This window comes from Streptomyces sp. SYP-A7185 (assembly GCF_046103685.1).
Classification (GTDB): Bacteria; Actinomycetota; Actinomycetes; order Streptomycetales; family Streptomycetaceae; genus Streptomyces.
In genome coordinates this window covers 2,929,968-2,952,432 of sequence record NZ_CP122310.1, presented here as the reverse complement: position 1 = coordinate 2,952,432, position 22,465 = coordinate 2,929,968, and the positions used below count along the sequence as shown (strand labels likewise).

Below are 22,465 nucleotides of genomic sequence, written 5' to 3'. Positions count from 1 at the left end.
ATGTCAGGGATCTCTGTGAGCAAGCTCGAACTCCTCCCCGCCGTCGACGTCCGCGACGGCCAGGCCGTGCGCCTCGTCCACGGTGAGTCCGGATCGGAGACCTCCTACGGCTCGCCGCTGGAGGCCGCCCTGTCCTGGCAGCGGTCGGGCGCCGAGTGGCTGCACCTGGTCGACCTGGACGCCGCGTTCGGCACCGGCGACAACCGCGCGCTCATCGCCGAGGTCGCGGGCGCCATGGACATCAAGGTCGAGCTGTCCGGCGGCATCCGCGACGACGCCTCCCTGGAGGCCGCGCTCGCCACCGGCTGCACGCGCGTGAACCTCGGTACGGCCGCCCTGGAGACCCCGGAGTGGGTCGCCAAGATCATCGCGTCGCACGGCGACAAGATCGCGGTCGGTCTCGACGTGCGCGGCACCACGCTGCGCGGCCGCGGCTGGACCCGCGACGGCGGCGACCTCTACGAGACCCTGGCGCGCCTCGACTCCGAGGGCTGCGCCCGGTACGTCGTCACCGACATCGCCAAGGACGGCACGCTCCAGGGCCCGAACCTGGAGCTCCTGAAGAACGTCTGCGCGGCCACCGACCGCCCGGTCGTCGCCTCCGGCGGCGTCTCCTCGCTGGACGACCTGCGCGCGATCGCCGAGCTCGTCCCGCAGGGCGTCGAGGGTGCCATCGTCGGCAAGGCGCTGTACGCGAAGGCCTTCACGCTCGAAGAGGCACTGGCCGCGGTGGCCTCGTCATGACGTACCTCGTGCGCAGGGTGAACTCCGGCGGACCGTGGGAGGAGGCCATCGGCTACTCCCGTGCCGTCGAGCTGCCCAACGGCCTCGTCATGGTGTCGGGCTGCACGTCGGTCGTGAACGGCGTGATCGACGCCGGAACGCCCTACGAGCAGGCGATGAACGCCTTCCAGGTCGCCTTCGACGCCCTGAAGAAGCTGGGCCTGGGCCGCGAGCACGTCGTCCGCACCCGCATGTACCTGACCCACGCGCGGGACGTGGAGGAGGTCGGCCGGGCCCACAAGGAGCTCTTCGACGACGTCCGCCCCGCCGCCTCGCTGCTCATCGTCTCCGGCTTCGTCGACCCGAGTCTGGTCGTCGAGGTCGAGGTGGAGGCGTACGGCCCGAGGGCGGGTGACAGGGAATGACCCTCTCCGTACGGGTGATCCCCTGCCTCGACGTGGACAACGGCCGCGTCGTCAAGGGCGTCAACTTCCAGAACCTGCGCGACGCGGGCGACCCCGTCGAGATGGCCAAGGTGTACGACGCCGAGGGCGCCGACGAGCTCACCTTCCTGGACATCACCGCGTCCTCCGGCAACCGCGAGACGACGTACGACGTGGTCCGGCGCACCGCCGAGCAGGTCTTCATCCCGCTCACGGTCGGCGGCGGCGTCCGCACCGCCGAGGACGTCGACAAGCTGCTGCGGGCCGGCGCGGACAAGGTCGGCGTGAACACGGCCGCCATCGCGCGCCCCGAGCTGATCCGTGAGATCGCGGAGCGGTTCGGCCGCCAGGTGCTCGTCCTGTCGGTGGACGCGCGGCGCACCGCCTCCGGGAGCTTCGAGGTGACGACCCACGGCGGCCGCGAGTCCGCCGGGATCGACGCCGTCGAGTGGGCCCACCAGGCCGCCGAGCTCGGCGCGGGGGAGATCCTGCTGAACTCGATGGACGCGGACGGCACCAAGGACGGCTACGACATCGAGATGATCGCCGCCGTCCGCAAGCACGTCACCGTCCCGGTCATCGCGTCCGGCGGCGCGGGCCGCCTCGACCACTTCCCGCCCGCGATCGCGGCGGGCGCGGACGCGGTCCTCGCCGCGTCGGTCTTCCACTTCGGGGACCTGCGGATCGGCGAGGTCAAGGACACCTTGCGGGAGGCGGGCCACCCGGTCCGCTGAACCGCGCGTCGTCTCGCGAGAGCCCCGGTCACCGAGTGGTGGCCGGGGCTTTTCGACGCCCTCTTGCCGCCCGCATGCGAAAGGAAAGTTGCGCAATTTATATTGCGCAATGTTTCTTTCGTATCTACGGTGAGGTCATGGACGACGACGCTCCCGGCGGCACCAACCGCCGCATTACCGACCTCGGCACGCTCAAGGCGCTCGGCCACCCGCTGCGGATGAGGGTCTACGGCGCTCTGCGCGTGGCGGGCCCCTCGACGGCGTCGCAGCTGGCCGCGCAGGTCGACGAGGCGGTCTCCCTGGTCAGCTACCACCTGCGCAAGCTCGCGGAGCACGGCCTCATCGAGGAGGCCGGGGCGCGGAGCGGGGACGCGCGGGAGCGCTGGTGGCAGGCGGCCCAGGAGACCCTGAGCTTCCGGCACGAGGACTTCAGGGACACGCCGGAGGGCGCGGCCACCCACACGGCCGTCGTGCGCGGCCTGCTCTCGTACCGCCGCGAGCAGTACGAGACCTACCTCGACCAGCAGGAGGCGTGGGGCGCCGAGTGGCGGGTCGCGGCCGACCAGTCGGACTTCCTCGCCCGGCTGAACCCGGCCGAACTCACCCGGCTGAACGCCGAGATCCACGCCCTGATCAGGACGTACGAAGCACAGGGCAAGGCCGCCGAGGCGGCGGGCGACACCGAGGGGCGCGAGAACGTCGCGCTGCACCTGGCCAGCTTTCCGTTCCGGATCTGAGAGGCCCACCGCCCATGACCACCACCGGCATACGCCCCTCGCCCGCCACGGAGAGACCGGCACACCGGGACGGCAACGTCCTGCGCTGGCTCGGTGCGTACAGCGCGTCGGCCGTCGGCGACAACGTCTACTACCTCGCGCTCTCCTGGGCCGTCATCCAGTCCGGGAGCCCCGCGCAGGCGGGCCTCGTCATGGCCGTCAGCGCCGTGCCGCGCGCGCTCCTGATGCTGGGCGGGGGAGTCGTCGCCGACCGGTTCGGGCCCCGCCGGGTCGTCATCGGCAGTGACGCGGTGCGCTGCGTGGCGGTGTTCTCGGTGGCGGGGCTGCTCCTCCTCACGAGCCCCGGGGTGTGGGCCCTCGCGGCGCTCGGCTTCGTCTTCGGGGCCGTCGACGCGCTGTTCATGCCCGCGGTGGGCGCGCTCCCGGCCCGCATCACGGCCCGGCACCAACTGGCCCGCGTCCAGGGCATGCGCGGCCTCGTGATCCGGCTCGCCAACGTGGTGGGGGCGCCGCTCGGCGGTCTCGGCGTCGCGCTCGGCGGACCGGCCGCCGCGTTCGGCGTCGCCGGGCTGCTCTTCGCGGCCTCGCTGCCGCTGCTGATGTCGGTCCGCATCGCGAAGCTGCCCGCCGAGCGGGGCGGACAGCGGGGAGAACGGCGGGGAGAACACCGGGGAGAACACCGGGGAGAACACCGGGGAGAACACCGGGGAGAACAGGGAGAAGGGGCGGCGGAAGGAACGGAGGCCGGCCGGACCGCGTGGCACGAACTCGCCGACGGGCTGCGCTACATCAGAGGGCACCGCGTCCTCGCCCCGCTGATGGTGGTCGTCGCCCTCGCGGACCTGGGCTTCGTCGGGCCGCTGAACATCGGGCTCACCCTGCTGGCCGACGAGCGGGGCTGGGGCGCCTCGGGGGTGGGCCTGGTCCTCGCCGGGTTCGGGGCGGGAGCCGGCGGCTCGGCGCTCCTGCTGACCGTGCGGGGGCGGCTGCCGCGGGCCGGGCTGCTGCTCTGCGTGACGTGCGCGACGGGAGCCGTGGGGATCGCGGCCGTGGCGTACCTCCCGAGCCTGGCGGCCGCGGCCGGGGCGGCGCTCCTCGTCGGTCTCCTGGTGGGGCTCACCGGAGCCCTGGCCTCCGCGCTCGCGCAGACCGAGTCCGATCCCCGGTACGTCGGCCGGGTCACCTCCGTCGCCGGACTGGTCAGCCTGGGCGTGGCACCGCTGACGTACCCGCTGACCGGCTGGGCGGTGGGGGCCTGGGGGACGGCGCCCGTCTTCACCGCCGGCGCGGCCACGTGCGCGCTGGCCGGGGTGTACGGGCTCGGCTCGCGGGCGCTGCGGGCGGCCGAACTGCCGACCGCGGCACCGCGAGGGTGAGCCCCGCGGTTAAGCGCCCCGCGCGGTCTGCATCAGCTGCACCAAATTCCCCACCGTGTCGTCGAGCACCGCCGTGATCACCGGGCCCTGCGTCCGCGGCCCGTGCGTGAACCGCACGCCGAGCCCCTTCAGCCGCTCGTGCTCGGCCCGCACGTCGTCGACCCCGAGCACGATGCACGGGATCCCCGCCTCGTGCAGGGCCTTGTGGTACGGCTCGGCGATGGGCCCCTCGCCCGGTTCGAGCAGCAGCTCCACGTCACCGTGACCGCCTGCCGCGCCGACCGTGACGAAGGGCGTGCCGCCGCCCGGCACCACGTGGTTGCGGGTCTCGAAGCCCAGGATGTCGGTGTAGAAGGCGTGCGCCTTGGCCACGTCGTCCACGTACACCCCGGCCATCGCGACCCTGATCATCAGATGCCCAGTTGCTTCGTCTCGTGCAGCGTGGCGATCGCGTCCTTGTCGCCCTCCAGCTCGACGTTCGCCGCGTCCTGCCGCCCGTGCGCGAACATCAGCAGCTCGGACGGCTCACCGGTCACCGTCACCACGGGAGTGCCGCGGTGCGCCACCACCGTCTGGCCGTCGGGGCGCCGCAGGACCACGCCCACCGGCGCCTTGCGGCCCACCAGGCGGGCCATCCGCTCCAGACGTGACCACAGGGCGTCCGCGAAGACCGGGTCCAGCTCGCGCGGCGTCCAGTCGGGCCGCGCGCGGCGCACGTCCTCGGTGTGCACGTAGAACTCGACGGCGTTCGACGCCTCGTCGATCTGCTTGAGGGAGAAGGGGGAGAAGCGTGGCGGTCCCGTCCTGATCAGCTGGATCAGTTCCTCGTACGGCTTCGCGGCGAACTCGGCCTGCACCCGTTCGAGACGCGGGGCGAGCTGCTTGATCACCAGCCCGCCCGCCGCGTCGGCGCGGCGCTCGCGGACCACCACGTGGGCCGCGAGATCACGGGTGTTCCAGCCCTCGCAGAGGGTGGGGGCATCAGGGCCCTCGGCCTCCAACAGATCGGCCAGGAGAAGTCGTTCACGCTTGGCATGGGTCGACATACGCCCCAGCGTACGACTCCGTACCCGGTCCGCCCAGTGGACAGGGCCCTCCCGCCTCGCCGGGCGCGGCACAATGGGCCCATGACCGCCACGCCCCCGCCCAGCAGCCTCGACCCCGAGATCGCCGCCCGCCTCAAGCGCGGCGCGGACGGCCTCGTCCCCGCCGTCGCCCAGCAGTACGACACCGGCGAGGTCCTGATGCTGGGCTGGATGGACGACGAGGCACTGCACCGCACCCTCACCACGGGCCGCTGCACGTACTGGTCGCGCAGCCGCCAGGAGTACTGGGTCAAGGGCGACACGTCGGGCCACTTCCAGTACGTGAAGTCCGTGGCCCTCGACTGCGACGCGGACACCGTCCTGGTCCAGGTCGACCAGATCGGCGCCGCCTGTCACACCGGCACCCGCACCTGCTTCGACACCGACGTCCTCCCCGTCACCTTCACCGGCACCGGAGCGTGATCGTCTCGCCGTCCCGCAGCACGACGCGGGTCGGATCGGCCCAGTGGCGCCCGGCGACGTCCGCGTCGCACTTCTCCCGTACGCCGCCGATGCCCCACTCGGTCATGAACTGACCCAGCGTGAAGTCCCGCCAGCGCTCGGACTCCACGTGCAGGGTGCCCGTCGTGTCGTGCGTGTGCAGCGGGCTGTAGCGGGGCTTGGGCCCCGAGCGGTCGATGCCGATGTCCGCGGGCACCGTGACGGGGCTCGAGCCGGAGTAGACCTTCAGGGTGGTGTGGATGTGCATGTCCATCGCCTCGGAGTCGAGCATCTCCAGGCCCGCGGCGCGCACCCGCTCGGGCACGTCCTTCGGGGCGGGCCACACCACCGGGTCGGGCGCGCCGGCCGCGAACGCGGTCGAGGCGAGGAGGAGGGCACAGGCGGTCAGCGTACGGCGGTCGGTCATCGTCCCGTTCTAGTGGCAGGCGCCGCGGCTTTGTGCCCGCGACACCGCCCGCCACCCGCACGGCCGTAAGCTCCTCCCATGGATCTCGAGACCTTCCGCAAGCTCGCGAGCGACCGCCGTGTGATCCCCGTCAGCCGCAGGCTCCTCGCGGACGGCGACACTCCCGTCGGCCTCTACCGCAAGCTCGCCGCAGAGCGGCCCGGCACGTTCCTCCTGGAGTCCGCGGAGAACGGCCGCTCCTGGTCTCGCTACTCCTTCGTCGGTGTCCGCAGCGCCGCCACCCTCACCAGCCGCGACGGCGAGGCCCACTGGCTGGGCACCCCGCCCGTCGGCGTCCCCACGTCGGGCGACCCGCTGGACGCCCTGCGCGCCACCGTCGAGGCCCTGCACACCCCGCGCGACCTGGCCTCCGGCATGCCGCCCTTCACCGGCGGCATGGTCGGCTACCTCGGCTACGACATCGTGCGGCGCCTGGAGAAGATCGGCCCCGGCGAGCAGGACGACCTCAAGCTGCCCGAGCTGACGATGCTGCTCACCAGCGACCTCGCCGTCCTGGACCACTGGGACGGCTCGGTGCTCCTGATCGCCAACGCGATCAACCACAACGACCTGGAGACGGGCGTCGACGCGGCGTACGCCGACGCCGTGGCCCGCCTCGACGCGATGGAGGCCGACCTGTCGCGGGCGGTCTCCCAGCCCCCGGCCGCGCTGCCGGCGTCCGAACTGCCCCCGTACACCGAGCGGTGGGGCGGCGAGCAGTACCAAGCGGTCGTCGAGGACATCAAGGAGCGCATCCGCGCGGGCGAGGCCTTCCAGGTCGTCCCCTCGCAGCGCTTCGAGACGCCGTGCGAGGCCAGCGCGCTGGACGTCTACCGCGTGCTGCGGGCCACCAACCCGTCGCCGTACATGTACCTCCTGCGCTTCGAGGGCTTCGACGTCGTCGGGTCCTCGCCCGAGGCACTCGTCAAGGTCGAGGACGGCCGCGCCATGGTGCACCCCATCGCGGGCACCCGGCCGCGCGGCGCCACCCCGCAGGAGGACCAGGCGCTCGCCGACGAACTGCTCGCCGACCCCAAGGAGCGGGCCGAGCACCTGATGCTCGTCGACCTGGGCCGCAACGACCTGGGCCGCGTCTGCGAGCCCGGCTCGGTCGAGGTCGTCGACTTCATGTCCGTCGAGCGCTACTCCCACGTCATGCACATCGTGTCGACGGTCACCGGGCAGGTCGCCGAGGGCCGCACCGCCTTCGACGTCCTCACCGCCTGCTTCCCCGCGGGCACCCTCTCCGGCGCCCCCAAGCCCCGCGCGATGCAGATCATCGACGAGCTGGAACCCTCCCGGCGCGGCCTGTACGGCGGCTGTGTCGGATATCTCGACTTCGCCGGCGACTCCGACACCGCCATCGCCATCCGCACCGCGCTCCTGCGCGAGGGCACGGCATATGTCCAGGCCGGAGCCGGGGTCGTCGCCGACTCCGACCCGGTGGCCGAGGACACCGAGTGCCGCAACAAGGCGGCGGCGGTCCTGCGGGCCATCCACACGGCCAACCGGCTGCGGAGCACCGATGAACGTGAGGGATAGTGGAGGGGTGACTTCAGCCGTACCACCGCCCCGCACCCAGGCCGCCGACGCCGCCGAGGCCGACGCCGGGCCCGAGACCCGGGCCCAGCGCAGCGGGCGGCGCACCATCGGCGTCGCCCTCCTGTGCGGCGCGGTCGGCGCGGCCCTCGCCCTGCTCGCCTCCCGCCAGACCTGGGCCGACGGCACCGCCTCGGTGGCCGGCGGCGACCTGCCGCTGAGCGCCACGGGCAGCGACGTCACGGGCGTGCCCGCGGCGCTCGCCATAGTGGGCCTCGCCGCGCTCGTCGCCGTCTTCGCCGTCCGCAAGGCCGGACGGATGCTCGTCTCGCTGCTGCTCGCCCTGAGCGGCGCGGGCACGGTGGTCGCCGCCCTCCTCGGCGCGAACGACAGCGACGCCCTGGACGAGAAGGCCGCCGAGGCCTCCGGCGACACCGCCGCCACCATCGGTGATCTCAGCCACACCGCCTGGCCGTACGCCGCGGCCGCCGCGGGCGCGCTGATCCTGGTCGCCGGGCTGCTCGCCCTGACGTACGGCAGGTCCTGGCCCGCGATGTCGGGGCGCTACGAACGCGACGGCGCACCCCGCCCGCGCAAGGCCCCGCCGAAGGTCGACCCGGACCGCCCCGAGGACCTGTGGAAGGCCCTCGACCGCGGCGAGGACCCCACGCGCGAGGCATAGACCCCGCGCTCACGGCACGTGCGCGAGTACGGGACAATGGAGCCGTGAGCGTTCGACTCACCACCACGCATACAGCAACGAGGAGCAAGTCATGGCGGGCAGCAGCCACGGACACACCCCGGCCGCCTGGACCGGTGTCATCATCGCCTTCATCGGTTTCTGCGTATCGGGTGCCTTCATGGTGATGGCCAACCCGATGGGCTTCTGGGCCGGCATGGTCATCGTCGTCGCCGGTGGCGTCGTGGGCATGGCCATGCGTGCCGCGGGCCTGGGCCAGGCCAAGCGCCAGCCGCAGCCGAAGGCCGCTCAGCTCGCGCACTCCGAGGGCTGACTCCTCCGGGCCCGCCCGGACGTACGAGGAGGCGGTACCGGCAGCGGCCGGGACCGCCTCTTTTCGCGTTTCCCTGCCGGGCACCGGCCGCCCCCGAGGGGCACAATGCGTCGGGTGAACGCTGAACCCGAGAGCGCGGCACCGCCCGCCGGCACCACCGGCACCGCCCTGCGGCGCCTCGCCGTGCCCGTCGGCGTGCTCGGCGCGGTGATCGCCGCCTTCGCCTACGTGGGGACGGTCGACCCGAACGAGCCCGGCCACTACCCCGCCTGCCCGCTGCTCCAGCTCACCGGCGTCTTCTGCCCCGGCTGCGGCGGACTGCGCAGCGCGCACGCCGTCGTCCACGGCGACCTCGCGACGGCCCTGGGCGCCAACGCGCTCGCCGTCGCCGGGTACGGCGTCTTCGCGGTCCTGTGGACGCTCTGGGCGGTCCGCGCGGCCCGCGGCCGACGCCTGCGGATCGAGTTGGGGCCCGCGCAGCTGTACGCGGCCGGGGCGCTGATCGGGGTGTTCACCCTCGTGCGCAATCTGCCGTTCGGGGCATGGCTGCACCCGTGACAATTCGAGAAACCGCAGGCGGCGGGCCCTTTCGGTGTCCAGGACGTGGGACTGGCGTCAACCGGATGCGGGCCCTTCGCCCTCCTGCGGATACCATCGCAGTGACCATCGGAATGCCGGATGAGGCAGCCGAACAGCCTGAGGTTCAAACAGCAGCTTCACCGTCAGGGAAGGGGGCCGCTCGCGTGAGTGTGCTCGACGAGATCATCGACGGAGTCCGTGCCGACCTCGCGGAGCGGCAGGCGCGCGTCAGCCTCGACGAGCTCAAGGAGCGCGCGGCGAAGGCTCCTGCGGCCAAGGACGGGGTCGCCGCCCTGCGCGGTGACGGCGTCAAGGTCATCTGCGAGGTCAAGCGCTCCAGCCCGTCCAAGGGCGCGCTCGCCGCGATCGCCGACCCGGCCGGGCTCGCCGCCGACTACGAGGCGGGCGGCGCCGCCGTCATCTCCGTGCTCACCGAGCAGCGTCGCTTCGGCGGATCGCTCGCCGACCTGGAGGCCGTCCGCGCCAAGGTCGACATCCCGGTGCTCCGCAAGGACTTCATCGTCACCTCGTACCAGCTGTGGGAGGCCCGGGCGTACGGCGCCGACCTCGCCCTGCTGATCGTCGCCGCCCTGGAGCAGCCCGCCCTGGAGTCGCTCATCGAGCGCGCCCATTCGATCGGCCTCACGCCGATCGTCGAGGTGCACGACGAGGACGAGGCCGAGCGGGCCGTGGACGCGGGCGCCCGGGTCATCGGCGTGAACAACCGCGACCTCAAGACCCTGAAGGTCGACCGCTCCACCTTCGAGCGCGTCGCGCCCGAGCTGCCGGACAGCGTCGTCAAGATTGCCGAGTCCGGTGTGCGCGGTCCGCACGACCTCATCGCGTTCGCCAACGCCGGCGCCGACGCGGTGCTGGTCGGAGAGTCCCTGGTCACCGGGCGCGACCCGAAGGGCGCGGTCTCCGACCTCGTCGCCGCGGGCGCGCACCCGGCCCTGCGCCACGGGCGGAGCTGACCCCTCCCGATGACCGCCTTCGCCCGCCTCGCCCCCGGCTGCCGCCCCCGCGGCTGCCGGGCGCCCGCGCGGCGCGTGCGGGGCCGCCGGGTGCGGTACGTCATCGGCGACGAGCCGGGCCAGGTGAACGGGATGCGATGGCCGAGCGCCCCGTCAGGGGCGCGGGGAACTGCGCGACCAGCCACGGCGTCGCGTCGGCCGGACGAATCGTCCGCCTTTCACGGCGCGTAGCCGTCCTCCACTCCGGTGGGGCTTGCTCGCGCAGTTCCCCGCGCCCCTGGCGGGGGCGATCGCATCGCAGATCACCCATTCACGCCACGTGAGGTAGAGCCATGCCCAGCGAGTACTTCCACCCCGACCCGGAGGGTCAAGTCCCCAGCGCCGAGGGCTACTTCGGCGCGTTCGGCGGCAAGTTCATCCCGGAGGCCCTCGTCGCCGCCGTGGACGAGGTCGCCGTCGAGTACGACAAGGCCAAGAGCGACCCCGAGTTCGCCCGCGAACTCGACGACCTGCTCGTCCACTACACCGGGCGCCCGAGCAGCCTCACCGAGGTGCCCCGGTTCGCCGAACACGCCGGTGGCGCCCGGGTCTTCCTCAAGCGCGAGGACCTGAACCACACCGGCTCGCACAAGATCAACAACGTGCTCGGCCAGGCCCTGCTCACCAAGCGCATGGGCAAGACCCGCGTCATCGCGGAGACCGGCGCCGGACAGCACGGCGTCGCCACCGCCACCGCCTGCGCGCTCTTCGGCCTCGAATGCACCATCTACATGGGTGAGATCGACACCGAGCGCCAGGCCCTGAACGTGGCCCGCATGCGCATGCTCGGCGCCGAGGTCATCGCCGTGAAGTCCGGCAGCAGGACCCTGAAGGACGCCATCAACGAGGCGTTCCGCGACTGGGTCGCCAACGTGGACCGCACGCACTACCTCTTCGGGACCGTCGCGGGCCCGCACCCCTTCCCCGCCATGGTGCGCGACTTCCACCGCGTCATCGGCGTGGAGGCCCGCCGCCAGATCCTGGAGCGCGCCGGACGCCTGCCCGACGCCGCCGTCGCCTGCGTGGGCGGCGGCTCGAACGCCATCGGCCTCTTCCACGCCTTCATCCCGGACGCCGGGGTCCGGCTCATCGGGTGCGAGCCCGCGGGCCACGGAGTCGAGACCGGCGAGCACGCGGCCACGCTGACCGCGGGCGAGCCGGGCATCCTGCACGGCTCGCGGTCGTACGTCCTCCAGGACGAGGAGGGCCAGATCACCGAGCCCTACTCGATCTCCGCCGGACTGGACTACCCGGGCATCGGCCCCGAGCACGCCTACCTCAAGGACAGCGGCCGCGGCGAGTACCGCGCCGTCACCGACGACGCGGCCATGCAGGCCCTGCGCCTCCTGTCGCGCACCGAGGGCATCATCCCGGCGATCGAGAGCGCCCACGCGCTCGCCGGAGCCCTGGAGGTCGGCAAGGAGCTCGGCAAGGACGGGCTGATCGTCATCAACCTGTCCGGCCGCGGCGACAAGGACATGGACACGGCCGCCCGCTACTTCGGCCTGTACGACACGGACGCCGCCGTCGAGGCGGACGCGGGCAGTGACGCCGCGGAGATCGAGGGGGACGCCAAGTGAGCGGCAACATCCGGCTGTTGGACGACACCCTCGCGGCCGCCAAGGCGGAGGGGCGCTCCGCCCTCATCGCCTACCTCCCGGCCGGGTTCCCGACCGTGGACGGCGGCATCGCGGCCATCAAGGCCGTCTTCGACGGCGGCGCCGACGTGGTCGAGGTCGGCCTCCCGCACAGCGACCCGGTCCTCGACGGCCCCGTCATCCAGACCGCCGACGACATCGCGCTCAAGGCGGGCCTGAAGATCGCCGACGTGATGCGCACGGTCCGCGAGGCCCACGAGGCCACCGGCAAGCCCGTGCTCGTCATGACGTACTGGAACCCGATCGACCGCTACGGCGTCGAGCGTTTCACCGCCGAGCTCGCCGAGGCGGGCGGCGCCGGGTGCATCCTGCCCGACCTGCCCGTCCAGGAGTCGGGCCTGTGGAGGGAGCACGCCGACAAGCACGGCCTGGCGACGGTCTTCGTCGTCGCGCCGAGCAGCAAGGACGCGCGGCTCGCCACCATCACCGCGGCCGGCTCCGGCTTCGTGTACGCGGCCTCGCTGATGGGCGTCACGGGTACCCGCGAGTCCGTCGGGGAGCAGGCGCAGGAGCTGGTGCGCCGCACCAAGGCCACCACGGAGCTGCCGGTCTGCGTCGGCCTCGGAGTCTCCAACGCCCGCCAGGCCGCCGAGGTCGCGGGCTTCGCCGACGGCGTGATCGTCGGTTCGGCGTTCGTCCAGCGTCTCCTCGACGCCCCGGACGAGGCCGCGGGGCTCGAAGCCGTCCGCGCACTGGCGAGCGACCTCGCCCGGGGAGTTCGCGGCACGGCGTAACTCGTACGGGTGGACCTGGGACCGGGGAGGCATGCTCGTGCCTCCCCGGTTCGTTGGCGGGGTGTGAGCGAGAAGAACCGTGAGGGAAAGCGTGCGGCCCGCGACCGGCTGGCGGAAGAGCGAGAGCGGCAGAAGGGGCGGGACAAGCGGCGCAGGGTGTTGATCGTGAGTGCCGCCGTCGTGGGCGTGCTCGCGCTCGCCGCCGTGGCCGGCCTGGTCGCCGCCAACTCGGGTGACGACAAGGACACCGCGGGTCCCCTGTCGGCGCCCAAGGGGGCGAGCGGCGAGGACCAGCTCGCGATCCCCGTCGGCAAGGACGGCGCCAAGTCCACCCTCACCATCTGGGAGGACTTCCGCTGCCCCGCCTGCAAGCAGTTCGAGGACATGTACCGCAAGACGATCCACGAGCTCACCGACAAGGGCCAGCTCAAGGTCGAGTACCACCTCGCGACGATCATCGACGGGAACATGGGCGGCAGCGGCTCCCTGCGCGCGGCCAACGCCGCGGCCTGCGCCCAGGACGCCGGGAAGTTCACCCCGTACCACGACGTGCTCTACACGAACCAGCCGCCGGAGACGGACGACGCGTTCAGCAAGAACAGCAAGCTGATCGAGCTCGCGGGCAAGGTCGACGGACTCGTCACCGACTCCTTCAAGAAGTGCGTGGACGACGGCACGCACGACAGCTGGGCCACCAAGTCGAACAAGGCGTTCCAGGAGTCGGGCCTCCAGGGCACGCCGAGCGTCCTGCTCGACGGCAAGAACATCTTCGGCGACCAGAAGAACCCGCTGACGCCGGCGAAGCTCAAGGCGAAGGTGGAAGAGGCCAACAGGGGCTAGCGGAGCCTCGCGGCGAGGCTCTTCGGGGGCCTCGTCGGGCGGCCCTGTTATGGAGACGTAGCCGGGCTGGTTGCCCCGGGCGCCATCCGGCACGGTAGCGTCGGACCTGCCATGGACCTTGCCTTCATTCCCAGCCCGTCGCGCGGTGTGGTCGAACTCGGACCCATTCCGCTGCGCGGCTACGCGTTCTGCATCATCATCGGCGTCTTCGTCGCCGTCTGGCTCGGCAACAAGCGGTGGATCGCTCGCGGGGGCCGCCCAGGCACCGTGGCCGACATCTCCGTCTGGGCCGTGCCGTTCGGCCTCGTCGGCGGGCGTCTCTACCACGTGATCACGGACTACCAGCTGTACTTCAGCGAGGGCCGTGACTGGGTGGACGCCTTCAAGATCTGGGAGGGCGGCCTCGGTATCTGGGGCGCGATCGCGTTCGGCGCGGTCGGTGCCTGGATCGGCTGTCGCCGGCGCGGCATCCCGCTGCCGGCCTGGGCCGACGCCCTCGCCCCCGGCATCGCCTTCGCCCAGGCGATCGGCCGCTGGGGCAACTGGTTCAACCAGGAGCTGTACGGCAAGGCCACGGATCTGCCGTGGGCCCTGAAGATCACGTCGGCGGAGGACGGCCGGGTCCCCGGCACGTACCACCCGACGTTCCTCTACGAGTCCCTCTGGTGCATCGGCGTCGGCTTCCTGGTCATCTGGGCCGACCGCCGCTTCAAGCTGGGACACGGCCGGGCGTTCGCGCTGTACGTCGCCTCGTACTGCGCCGGGCGCGGCTGGATCGAGTACATGCGGGTCGACGACGCGCACCACATTCTCGGCCTGCGTCTCAACGTCTGGACCGCCATCGCGGTGTTCGTGCTCGCCGTCGTCTACTTCGTGCTCTCCGCGAAGAAGCGCCCCGGACGCGAGGAGATCGTCGAGCCCGCGCCGGAGGGCGAGGACGCCGCGGACGCCGCGCCCAAGGACAAGGACAAGGCCGAGGACGAGGCGAAGGCCACCGAGGCCGCGGACAGTGCGGACAGTGCGGACAAGGACGCGGTCAAGGACACGGACAAGGACGGCGCCGGAGCCGAGTCCGCCAAGAAGGCGTGACGCGCCTCCTCCCTCGTACGCCGACGGGGCCGCCGGATCACCGATCCGGCGGCCCCGTCGCCATGTGCCGCTACCGGCGCCGCCGCGCCAGGTCCAGGACCCGCCGCGCCCCCTCCACCACGGCCTTGTCCACGAACGTCCCGTCCGGCAGCGCCAGGGCGCCCGACTCCGTGGTGGACGCCTTGACGATCTGCTCGGCGTGGTCGACCTCCTCCGGGGTGGGGAGATAGGCGCGTTCGATGGCCGGGAGCTGGCGGGGGTGGATCGCGGCGCGGCCCAGGAAGCCGAGGGAGCGCCCGTGCGCACAGGACGCCGCCAGGCCCTGGAGGTCGCGGATGTCGGCGTACACCGACTGGGCGGGCGGCGCCAGCCCCGCGGCCCGGGCGGCCACCACCACGCGCGCCCGGGACCAGTCGAGCCCCGCGTCCTCCCGTACCCCCAGGTCCGCGCGGAGGTCCGCCTCGCCCAGGGAGAGCCCGTGCAGGGCCGGGTGCGCGGTGGCGATGGCGAAGGCGTGCTCCAGACCGAGGGCCGACTCGATCAGGGCGTGCAGGGCGGGGGCGCCGCCGTCCGCGGGAGCCGCCCGCTCGGCGACGCGGACGACGTCGGCGGGGCAGGTCACCTTGGGCAGCCGCAGCCCGCAGACCCCGGGCAGGTGCGCGAGCGCCCGGAGGTCGGCGTCGGCCAGGGGGCCGTCCAGGGCGTTCACGCGGACGTGCACCGGGATCGGCTGGGGCGTGGCGAGCAGTTCGGCCGTCGCCGCGCGCGCGTACTCCTTGCGGTCGGGGGCGACCGCGTCCTCCAGGTCGACGATGACCGCGTCGGCGCCCGCCAGCAGCGCCTTCGCCACCACGGCCGGCCGGTCTCCGGGCGCGTACAGCCAGGTCAGAGGCGTGTCCCTCACAGGGCGCCCTCCGTGCGCAGCCCCGCGATCTCGCCTTCCGTCAGGCCCAGTTCGGTCAGGACCTCCTGGGTGTCCGCCCCGTGCGGGCGGCCGGCCCAGCCGATCGAGCCCGGGGTCTCGGAGAGCCGGAAGAGGACGTTCTGCATGCGGATCGGGCCGAGCTCCGGGTCGTCGACGGTGGTGACGGTGTCCAGGGCCGTGTACTGGGGATCGGTCATCACGTCGCGTACGTCCTGGATGGGGGCGACCGCCGCCTCCGCCTTCTCGAAGGCCTCGATCACCTCGGCGCGGGTGTGCAGGGCGATCCAGCCGCCGACCGCGCCGTCGAGCACGTCCGCGTGGGCCGCCCGGTCCGCGCCCGTCGCGAACCAGGGCTCGGCGATCAGCTCCGGGCGGCCCACCAGGCGCATCACGCGCTCGGCGATCGACTGGGCCGAGGTGGAGACGGCGACCCAACTGCCGTCCGCCGTACGGTAGGTGTTGCGGGGCGCGTTGTTGGTGGAGCGGTTGCCGGTGCGGGGCTGGACGTGGCCCAGCTGGTCGTACCAGAGCGGCTGCGGGCCGAGGACCGTGAGGATCGGCTCGATGATCGCCATGTCGACCACCTGCCCCGTGCCCGTGCGGTCGCGGGCCGCGAGCGCCGTCATCACCGCGTACGCCGTCGCCAGCCCCGCGATCGAGTCGGCGAGGCCGAAGGGCGGCAGGGTCGGCGGCCCGTCCGGCTCACCGGTGATCGCGGCGAAGCCGCTCATCGCCTCCGCGAGGGTGCCGAAGCCGGGGCGGCGGGAGTAGGGGCCGAACTGGCCGAAGCCCGTGACGCGGGTCAGGACGAGGCGGGGGTTCACCTCGCTCAGCTCCTCCCAGCCCAGGTCCCATTTCTCCAGGGTCCCGGGGCGGAAGTTCTCCACGATCACGTCCGCCGTGGCGGCCAGGCGCAGCAGGGTCGCGCGGCCGCCGGGCGTGGAGAGATCGAGCGTCATCGTGCGCTTGTTGCGGCCCAGGATCTTCCACCAGAGGCCGACGCCGTCCTTGGCGGGGCCGTGGCCGCGGGAGGGGTCGGGCCGGCGGGGGTGCTCGACCTTGATGACCTCCGCGCCGAAGTCGCCGAGCATCGTGGCGGCGAGCGGGCCCGCGAAGAGCGTCGCCAGGTCCAGGACGCGCAGGCCGGTGAGGGGTGCGGTCATGAGGCCGTGCCGTCCGTCCCGGATCCGTTCGCCTGGGTGTCGATCTCGGAGCGGAACGGCATGGACGCCGAAGCCCCCGGGCGCTGGACGGAGAGCGCGGCGGCGGACGACGCCCACGCGAGCGCGTCCGGCACGGATCCGCCCTCGGCGAGGGCCACCGCGAGGGTGCCGACGAAGGTGTCGCCCGCGCCGGTCGTGTCCACGGCGGTGACGTGCGGGGCCTCGACCAGGACCGGCTCGGCGCCCCGGGCGGCGTACAGGCTGCCGCGTGCGCCGAGCGTGACGACGACCTCGGGGACCTGGGAGAGGAGGGAGCGGGCGGCGGCGTGCGGGTCGGTGAGTCCGGTGAGGGTGGCCGCCTCGTGTGCGTTCGGCACCAACAGGTCGATGGAGTCGAGGAGTTCGGGCGGCAGGGGCTGGGCGGGCGCCGGGGTGAGGATGGTGCGCACGCCGTGCCTGCGGGCGGCCCGCGCGGCGGCGAGCACGCCCTCGACGGGGATCTCCAGCTGGAGCAGGAGGGCGTCGGCGGAGGCGATCAGGCCCTCGTCGCCGGGGGCGAGCGCGCCGAGCGTGCCGTTGGCGCCCGGGATGACGACGATCGCGTTGCCGCCCTCGTCGTCGACCACGATGTGGGCGGTGCCGGTGGCCTCGGTGTCCACGGTGCGCAGCAGGTCGGTGTCGACGCCGGAGTGGTCGAGGGCGCCGCGCAGCCGGGTGCCGAAGGCGTCGGCGCCGACCGCGCCGATCATCGACACGGCGTCGGCGCCCGCGCGGGCCGCGGCGACGGCCTGGTTGGCGCCCTTGCCGCCGGGGAGCGTGCGGAACTCGCGCCCGGTGACGGTCTCTCCGCGCTGGGGCGCCTTGGCGACGTACGCGACGAGGTCCATGTTCGTGCTGCCGAGCACGGCGATGTGGGTCATGGGTGGGGTCTCTCCTGGGCGGGTGTCGGGGATGCGGGGAGGCCGGGAGGCGCGGGGAGTTCGGCGAGTTCGGCGGCGAGTTCGGCGGTGAGGTCGGCGAGGGTGTCGAAGCCGGTGCCGTCGAAGCCCGGTACGGAGCTGGCGAGGCGGTTCTTGAGCGGGGCCGTCCAGCGTTCGGGCAGCGCGTCGGGGTGGCCCGCGAGCAGGCCGGCGATCGAGCCCGCGGTCGCGCCGTTCGAGTCGGTGTCCCAGCCGCCGGACACGGCGCGCGTGATGGAGCCGGTGAAGTCGCCGTCGGCGTGGGTGAGGGCGGCGGCCAGGAGTGCGGTGTTGGGAATGACGTGTACCCAGTGGTGGTGGCCGTAGGCGGCGTGCAGATCGTCGACCACCCGGTCGAAGTCGGGGGTACGGGAGGCCAGCCGGATGCCGTGACGGACCGCGCGGGCAAGCCGGGACTCCGGCGGTACGGCGTCGAGGCCCGCGCGCAGGCACCGGTGGAGGTCTCCGGTGCCCGCCGCCGCCTCGGCGATGGCGGCCGCAGCGAACATCGCGCCGTACACGCCGTTGGCGGTGTGGGTGAGGCACGCGTCGCGGTACGCGCTGTCGGCTGCCGCCGCGGGGGCGCCGGGGTGGGTCCAGCCGTGCACGTCGGCGCGGATCAGGGCGCCGATCCACTCGCGGAAGGGGTTGTGGTGGGTGGCGGTGTGCGGCGGCTCGATGCCGTTGAGGAGGTTGCGGTAGGCGATGCGTTCGGCGGTGAAGGTGCGGGCGGCGGGCAGCTCGTCCAGCCAGAGCCTGGCCACGTCCGCGGTGGTGAAGTCTTGGCCGTAACGCTGGAGGAGGCGGAGGTTGAGGAGGGGGTAGTTGAGGTCGTCGTCCTCGGGCATGCCGTCGATGTTCTCGGCGAGGGAGGTGGGGGCGGAGCGTCTGTTCCAGGGGTGGGCTTCCAGGAGTTCGCGGGGGACGCCCTTCTCCGTGAACCAGGTGGTGAGGGGCCAGTTGCCCGCTGCCTTGGCCAGGCTTCTGATGGCGGTGAGGGAGAGCTTCTCGACCGGCTTGCCCAGGAGGCAGCCTGCCGCTCTGCCCAGCCAGGCCGCGTGCAGGCGGTGACGCAGGGCCTCTTTCTCCCCGATCCCGCCCCTTCCCGGGACCGCCTGCTGCGGGGAGCGGGGGAGACCCCCGTCGCCCCGCGGAACGCCTGCCCTCGACAGGGGCGTCAGCGTGGACAGTTCGTCCAGCAGGTGGTGTGCCAGGGTGCGTAGTTCCGGGGACGGTGTCGTGGTGGAGGCGCCCGCCCTTGGCGGGGCCAGGTGGCCGCCCGCGTTCAGCCAGCGGGACCGGATGGCCTCGACGTCCTTGCCCTCCTCCGCCGACTGGCGCAGTTCATGGCCCACCAGGTCCTCCGGCTGGACCCACGTGAGGCGGATCATGGGGTGGCCGTCAGGGCCGCGTACGCCGACTCGTGGGCGCGGCGGCGGCGCAGGTCGCGGGTGAAGATCTCCCGGGTGACCTCGGTGAGCGTCGCCGCGGGGGCGTGCAGATCCAGGCGGCTCGCCTCCGCGACCGTCTTCGACCACTCGCGCGGGGCCTCGGAGCCGAGCGCGCCGGCGAGCGCGCCGCTCATGGTCGCGATGGAGTCGCAGTCGCGGCCGTAGTTGACCGAGCCGAGAACCGTGTGGCGGTAGTCGCCGTCGCCCACCAGGAGCATCCCGAGCGCGATCGGAAGCTCCTCGACGGCGTGCAGGCGGGAGGGGCGGCGGGCGCCGAGGGACGGGGCGCGGTAGTCGGGGCCGACCGTGTCGAAGGGGGTGACGGCGGTGCGCAGCGGGACGAGCGCCGACTCGAAGTCCCGGTGATGGGAGGCGACTTCGGCCACGGACTCGATCGCGGCCCGCGTTCCGTCCTTGGCGAAGGACAGGGCCGTGTCGACCACCGACGTCGGGGTCGCGCCCGGTGCGCAGGCCGCCGCCACGGCCGCCGCGAAGACCGCGGCCGCCTCGCGCCCGTACGAGGACTGGTGGGCGCCCGCGACGTCGAGGGCCTCGGCGTAGGCGCCCGCCGGGTTCGCCGCGTTGACCAGGCCGACCGGCGCCATGTACATCGCGGCGCCGCAGTTCACGATGTTGCCGGTGCCGGCCTCGCGGGGGTCGACGTGGCCGTAGTGGATGCGGGCGACGATCCACTTCTCGGCGAGGAAGACCCGGTGGAGCGGGATGGTCTCCGTCTCCAGCTCCGGGATCCAGCGGGGGGTGTGCATGAGGTCGGGGACCAGGTGGTCGGCGACCGCGTAGGCGTCCAGGTGGTCGCGGACGGTGGCGTACACGCGGATCAGGGCGTGCGTCATCAGGGTGTCGTCGGTGACGTGTCCGTCGCCCTTGTGGTACGGCGCGATGGGGCGTGCGGTGCGCCACTGGTCGCCGTTCCAGGGGCCGACGATGCCGTGGACGCGGCCGCCGTGCCGTTCGACGATCTGCTCGGGGGAGTAGCCCTCGACGGGACCGCCGAGCGCGTCGCCGACGGCCGCTCCGACCAGGCAGGCGGTGACGCGTTCGGACAGGGGCAGGTCGGTGGAGAGGAGGTCAGTGGCCGGGGTCCGGGGTGTTGGTGACGTCATGTCGGAATTGTCCTCCCGGAGTGGTCAGTTCCGTGGCTGCGAGATGCCCGGCGAGTTCCACCAGGTCGGTGCCCGCGAGCCGGGGCAGCGCGCAGCCGGAGAGGGTGCGGCAGGCGTCGCGCCACGCTTCGGGGACGGCGGTGGCCGTGCCGAGCGCCCCGGTCAGCGCACCCGCGAGGGCGGGAGCGGAGTCGGCGACGCGGGAGAGGCAGGCGGCGGCGGGGACCGCCTCGCTGATGCGGCCGCGGGCCGCGGTGGTCAGGGCGAGGGCGACCGGGACGGTCTCGGCGGCGGCGATCCCGTAGCTGTAGACGTGGTCGACGATCTGGTGCTCCAGGAGCGGGACCAGGCCGAAGGCGCCGTCCTCCGGCTGGGTGCGGGCGAGCTTGACGGCGTGCCAGGCGTTGCGGCCGATCTCGGTGTGCTCCGGCAGCTGCGCCAGGGCGGCGTCCACGGTCGCGTCGACACCGGCGCCGCCGAGCGCCGCCGCGATCGCCGCGGCCATGGCGCGCGCTCCGTGCACGCCGTCGCCGTCCTGGGTGTAGCGGGCGTCGAACTCGGCGAGGGCGGCGGCCTGTTCGGGGTCGCCCGGGTGCACCAGGGCGAGGACGCAGGCGCGTACGCAGGCGGCGTCGTCGAAGTAGTGGGGGTTGTCGTGGCCGGTGGCGGGCGGCCGCAGACCGGTGGCGAGGTTGCCGAGGCCCGCCCGTACGGAGATGCGGGCGCGCAGGGGGAGTACGGCGGACTCGACCTCGGGGGCGCGGGCCGCGGCGGCGGCGATCTCGCTGGCGAGGGTGTTCCAGGCGAGGTCGAGCGCCGCGCGGACCCGGCGGCCGGGGGACAGCTGGGGGCCGAGGGTGCCGTCCGCCGCGCGGAGCAGCGATTCGGCGGCGAAGGCGGCCCACTCGGCGTCGTCCGAGGGCCCGAGGCGCAGGGGCTCCGGGGGCTGGTTCAGGGCGATGGGCACGGGGAGGGTGGTGGTGGCGTTCTGCTCGGCGAAGGTGTCGAGCTCCCGGGTCAGCCTCCGGGTCCACTCGGGCATGCGGGCGGCCCGGTGCCTGGCGGCGGGCCACCCGGCGGCATCACCCGCCGCGAGCCCCAGGAGCAGCCCCTCGATCCGCTGCCTGCCTCGCTCGTCCGCTGCCGGGTGAACGGGTGGGTGGGTGGGGAAGATCCGGCGCGGAGCGCCGGGCTCGTCGGCGGTCATGAGGCCCCCAGGCCAGAAACAAGCAGGTCCGCCACGTCCAGTACGTGATGTCCCCGCATCGAGGGAAGGCAACTGCCCCGCGCGGGCCCGATCGCGGCGGCCCATGGCGGAGGAATCGCCGAGGCCCCCCAGGTGGCCCCGGCCAGCGCCCCCGCCACCGCCGCGGTGGTGTCCGCGTCCCGCCCCATGTTCACGGCGGTGAGCACCGCACCGGAGAACTCCCCGCAGGCCGCCGCGTACGCCCCGAAGGCGAGCCCCACCGCCTCGGGGGCGAGATCGGTCCAGGGGTAGCCGCCGATCACCACGGCGGAGCGGACCGCGCGCTCGCCCCGGTGCGCCACCGCCACCGCACGCCGCAGCGAGCGGGAGGTCCAGCAGTCCTCCGGGATGACGGAGAGAGCCGCGGCCACCACGGAGTCCACCGGCGCCCCGTCCATCGCCGCCGCGACCCCCGCGGCCACCGCCTGCCCGCCGTAGATGCCCTCGCCGTCATGGCTGACCGAGCCGTCGATCGCCACGAGCCGGGCCGCTTCGGCGGGCCGGCCCGCGGCGAAGACCCCGAACGGCGCGGCCCGCATCGCCAGGCCGTCGCTCCACGCGTGCCGGTGCTGCGCCGAGATCGGCGCCGCGAGGCCCCGGCGCAGGTTCTCCAGCGTGCCGCGCTCGCTGAAGCCCGCGCCCCGGAAGGGCCCCTCGTCCAGGTCCGCGATCCACTCGTGCCAAGCCGCCTCCACGTGCGCGACGGTGAGCGCCGAGCCGTGCCGGGCGAGCAGGAGCCCGGAGAAGATCGCGTACTCGGTGTCGTCCGTGCCCGAGGGGTGCTCGGCGACGTATCCGGTGATGCGTCCCCAGCGGCGGCGGATCTCCGAGGGCTTCATGTTCTCGGCGGGCGCGCCGAGCGCGTCGCCGACCGCGAGGCCGAGAAGGGCGCCGCGCGCCCGCTCTCTCAGGCCGGTCGCTCCTGTCACACCGGTCAAGCCCGTCATGCTGTGCCTCCCTGGTGCCGAGACGTGTGGCTGTATCCCTGCCACGCGGCGGCCCCGACGCGAGCATCCGCGCGGCCGACGTCACCCCTCCGACGCATGCGCTCACCGGTTCGAGGAACCCCCGTTCACATACGCGCAAGCGCAGGTAAGTACGGCCTTCCTTGCTGGCGAGAGCGATTT

At 73.4% G+C, this 22,465-nt stretch carries 26 protein-coding genes; 16 read left to right on the top strand and 10 right to left on the bottom strand.

The window, feature by feature from the left end:
- The first annotated feature begins 15 nt into the window (after window positions 1–15).
- From priA to QBL25_RS12965, 5 genes are all read left to right on the top strand, one after another.
- Entirely contained in the window at window positions 16–744 is a 729-nt protein-coding gene (priA, locus tag QBL25_RS12985) for a bifunctional 1-(5-phosphoribosyl)-5-((5-phosphoribosylamino)methylideneamino)imidazole-4-carboxamide isomerase/phosphoribosylanthranilate isomerase PriA (protein WP_409062628.1), read from the top strand.
- Window positions 741–1,148: a RidA family protein gene (locus tag QBL25_RS12980; RefSeq protein ID WP_409057194.1), complete on the top strand. Its 408-nt coding sequence runs from the start codon at window positions 741–743 to the stop codon at window positions 1,146–1,148. The genes priA and QBL25_RS12980 overlap by 4 nt, the downstream gene beginning before the upstream one ends.
- On the top strand, window positions 1,145–1,900 hold the full coding sequence (gene hisF, locus QBL25_RS12975) for an imidazole glycerol phosphate synthase subunit HisF (RefSeq protein WP_409057193.1): 756 nt from the start codon (window positions 1,145–1,147) through the stop codon (window positions 1,898–1,900). The genes QBL25_RS12980 and hisF overlap by 4 nt, the downstream gene beginning before the upstream one ends.
- A 137-nt stretch (window positions 1,901–2,037) precedes the next feature.
- A complete protein-coding gene (locus QBL25_RS12970) occupies window positions 2,038–2,637 on the top strand; it encodes a winged helix-turn-helix domain-containing protein (RefSeq protein ID WP_409057192.1) in 600 nt (199 codons plus the stop codon).
- A gap of 14 nt (window positions 2,638–2,651) precedes the next feature.
- Complete coding sequence (locus QBL25_RS12965) at window positions 2,652–4,013, top strand: MFS transporter (RefSeq protein ID WP_409057191.1); 1,362 nt, start codon at window positions 2,652–2,654, stop codon at window positions 4,011–4,013.
- 9 nt (window positions 4,014–4,022) lie between these two features.
- On the opposite strand, the gene QBL25_RS12960 is transcribed toward QBL25_RS12965, so the two are convergent.
- Together QBL25_RS12960 and QBL25_RS12955 are read right to left on the bottom strand one after the other, a co-directional pair.
- Window positions 4,023–4,424: a VOC family protein gene (locus QBL25_RS12960; protein ID WP_409057190.1), complete on the bottom strand. Its 402-nt coding sequence runs from the start codon at window positions 4,422–4,424 to the stop codon at window positions 4,023–4,025.
- Window positions 4,424–5,059, bottom strand: a complete 636-nt coding sequence (locus QBL25_RS12955; protein ID WP_409057189.1) for a TIGR03085 family metal-binding protein — start codon at window positions 5,057–5,059, stop codon at window positions 4,424–4,426. The genes QBL25_RS12960 and QBL25_RS12955 overlap by 1 nt, the downstream gene beginning before the upstream one ends.
- A gap of 81 nt (window positions 5,060–5,140) precedes the next feature.
- Between QBL25_RS12955 and hisI the strand changes: the two genes are divergently transcribed.
- Complete coding sequence (gene hisI, locus QBL25_RS12950) at window positions 5,141–5,521, top strand: phosphoribosyl-AMP cyclohydrolase (protein ID WP_409057188.1); 381 nt, start codon at window positions 5,141–5,143, stop codon at window positions 5,519–5,521.
- Here the strand turns inward: hisI and QBL25_RS12945 are convergent.
- The gene (locus tag QBL25_RS12945; RefSeq protein WP_409057187.1) at window positions 5,502–5,966 is read right to left on the bottom strand and encodes a hypothetical protein; all 465 of its coding nucleotides are present in this window, start codon (window positions 5,964–5,966) and stop codon (window positions 5,502–5,504) included. The two genes, hisI and QBL25_RS12945, sit on opposite strands and share 20 nt — an antisense overlap.
- Window positions 5,967–6,044: 78 nt before the next feature.
- Between QBL25_RS12945 and QBL25_RS12940 the strand changes: the two genes are divergently transcribed.
- The 10 genes from QBL25_RS12940 to lgt all read left to right on the top strand — a co-directional run bounded on the left by QBL25_RS12940 (window position 6,045) and on the right by lgt (window position 14,470).
- Window positions 6,045–7,547: an anthranilate synthase component I gene (locus QBL25_RS12940; RefSeq protein WP_409057186.1), complete on the top strand. Its 1,503-nt coding sequence runs from the start codon at window positions 6,045–6,047 to the stop codon at window positions 7,545–7,547.
- Window positions 7,531–8,226 carry a TIGR02234 family membrane protein gene (locus tag QBL25_RS12935; protein ID WP_409057185.1) on the top strand — a complete coding sequence of 232 codons (696 nt, stop codon included), beginning with the start codon at window positions 7,531–7,533 and terminating at the stop codon, window positions 8,224–8,226. The genes QBL25_RS12940 and QBL25_RS12935 overlap by 17 nt, the downstream gene beginning before the upstream one ends.
- A gap of 91 nt (window positions 8,227–8,317) precedes the next feature.
- On the top strand, window positions 8,318–8,557 hold the full coding sequence (locus QBL25_RS12930; protein WP_409057184.1) for an HGxxPAAW family protein: 240 nt from the start codon (window positions 8,318–8,320) through the stop codon (window positions 8,555–8,557).
- 105 nt (window positions 8,558–8,662) lie between these two features.
- On the top strand, window positions 8,663–9,115 hold the full coding sequence (locus QBL25_RS12925) for a DUF2752 domain-containing protein (RefSeq protein WP_409057183.1): 453 nt from the start codon (window positions 8,663–8,665) through the stop codon (window positions 9,113–9,115).
- 185 nt (window positions 9,116–9,300) lie between these two features.
- Window positions 9,301–10,110 carry an indole-3-glycerol phosphate synthase TrpC gene (trpC, locus tag QBL25_RS12920; RefSeq protein ID WP_409057182.1) on the top strand — a complete coding sequence of 270 codons (810 nt, stop codon included), beginning with the start codon at window positions 9,301–9,303 and terminating at the stop codon, window positions 10,108–10,110.
- A 9-nt stretch (window positions 10,111–10,119) separates the two neighbouring features.
- On the top strand, window positions 10,120–10,341 hold the full coding sequence (trpM, locus tag QBL25_RS12915; protein WP_409057181.1) for a tryptophan biosynthesis modulator TrpM: 222 nt from the start codon (window positions 10,120–10,122) through the stop codon (window positions 10,339–10,341).
- A 101-nt stretch (window positions 10,342–10,442) separates the two neighbouring features.
- Window positions 10,443–11,729 carry a tryptophan synthase subunit beta gene (trpB, locus tag QBL25_RS12910; RefSeq protein ID WP_409057180.1) on the top strand — a complete coding sequence of 429 codons (1,287 nt, stop codon included), beginning with the start codon at window positions 10,443–10,445 and terminating at the stop codon, window positions 11,727–11,729.
- A complete protein-coding gene (trpA, locus tag QBL25_RS12905) occupies window positions 11,726–12,541 on the top strand; it encodes a tryptophan synthase subunit alpha (RefSeq protein ID WP_409057179.1) in 816 nt (271 codons plus the stop codon). The genes trpB and trpA overlap by 4 nt, the downstream gene beginning before the upstream one ends.
- Window positions 12,542–12,604: 63 nt before the next feature.
- Entirely contained in the window at window positions 12,605–13,381 is a 777-nt protein-coding gene (locus QBL25_RS12900; RefSeq protein ID WP_409057178.1) for a thioredoxin domain-containing protein, read from the top strand.
- Window positions 13,382–13,492: 111 nt separating this feature from the next.
- Window positions 13,493–14,470 (top strand): prolipoprotein diacylglyceryl transferase, encoded by a 978-nt coding sequence (gene lgt, locus QBL25_RS12895; protein ID WP_409057177.1) that lies wholly within the window; start codon window positions 13,493–13,495, stop codon window positions 14,468–14,470.
- Window positions 14,471–14,540: 70 nt separating this feature from the next.
- Here lgt and QBL25_RS12890 read toward each other — a convergent pair whose 3' ends face one another.
- The 7 genes from QBL25_RS12890 to QBL25_RS12860 are packed head-to-tail and all read right to left on the bottom strand — an operon-like array spanning window position 14,541 to window position 22,285.
- The gene (locus QBL25_RS12890; RefSeq protein WP_409057176.1) at window positions 14,541–15,374 is read right to left on the bottom strand and encodes an HpcH/HpaI aldolase/citrate lyase family protein; all 834 of its coding nucleotides are present in this window, start codon (window positions 15,372–15,374) and stop codon (window positions 14,541–14,543) included.
- Window positions 15,371–16,558, bottom strand: coding sequence for a CaiB/BaiF CoA transferase family protein (locus QBL25_RS12885; RefSeq protein WP_409057175.1), 1,188 nt, complete (start codon window positions 16,556–16,558; stop codon window positions 15,371–15,373). The genes QBL25_RS12890 and QBL25_RS12885 overlap by 4 nt, the downstream gene beginning before the upstream one ends.
- Window positions 16,555–17,478 (bottom strand): ribokinase, encoded by a 924-nt coding sequence (rbsK, locus tag QBL25_RS12880; protein ID WP_409057174.1) that lies wholly within the window; start codon window positions 17,476–17,478, stop codon window positions 16,555–16,557. Before rbsK ends, QBL25_RS12885 begins: the two co-directional genes overlap by 4 nt.
- Window positions 17,475–18,908 (bottom strand): ADP-ribosylglycohydrolase family protein, encoded by a 1,434-nt coding sequence (locus QBL25_RS12875; protein WP_409057173.1) that lies wholly within the window; start codon window positions 18,906–18,908, stop codon window positions 17,475–17,477. The genes rbsK and QBL25_RS12875 overlap by 4 nt, the downstream gene beginning before the upstream one ends.
- Window positions 18,905–20,092, bottom strand: a complete 1,188-nt coding sequence (locus QBL25_RS12870; RefSeq protein WP_409057172.1) for an ADP-ribosylglycohydrolase family protein — start codon at window positions 20,090–20,092, stop codon at window positions 18,905–18,907. Before QBL25_RS12870 ends, QBL25_RS12875 begins: the two co-directional genes overlap by 4 nt.
- Window positions 20,058–21,299, bottom strand: a complete 1,242-nt coding sequence (locus tag QBL25_RS12865) for an ADP-ribosylglycohydrolase family protein (protein WP_409057171.1) — start codon at window positions 21,297–21,299, stop codon at window positions 20,058–20,060. Before QBL25_RS12865 ends, QBL25_RS12870 begins: the two co-directional genes overlap by 35 nt.
- A complete protein-coding gene (locus QBL25_RS12860) occupies window positions 21,296–22,285 on the bottom strand; it encodes an ADP-ribosylglycohydrolase family protein (protein ID WP_409057170.1) in 990 nt (329 codons plus the stop codon). Before QBL25_RS12860 ends, QBL25_RS12865 begins: the two co-directional genes overlap by 4 nt.
- Between the last annotated feature and the right edge of the window lie 180 nt (window positions 22,286–22,465).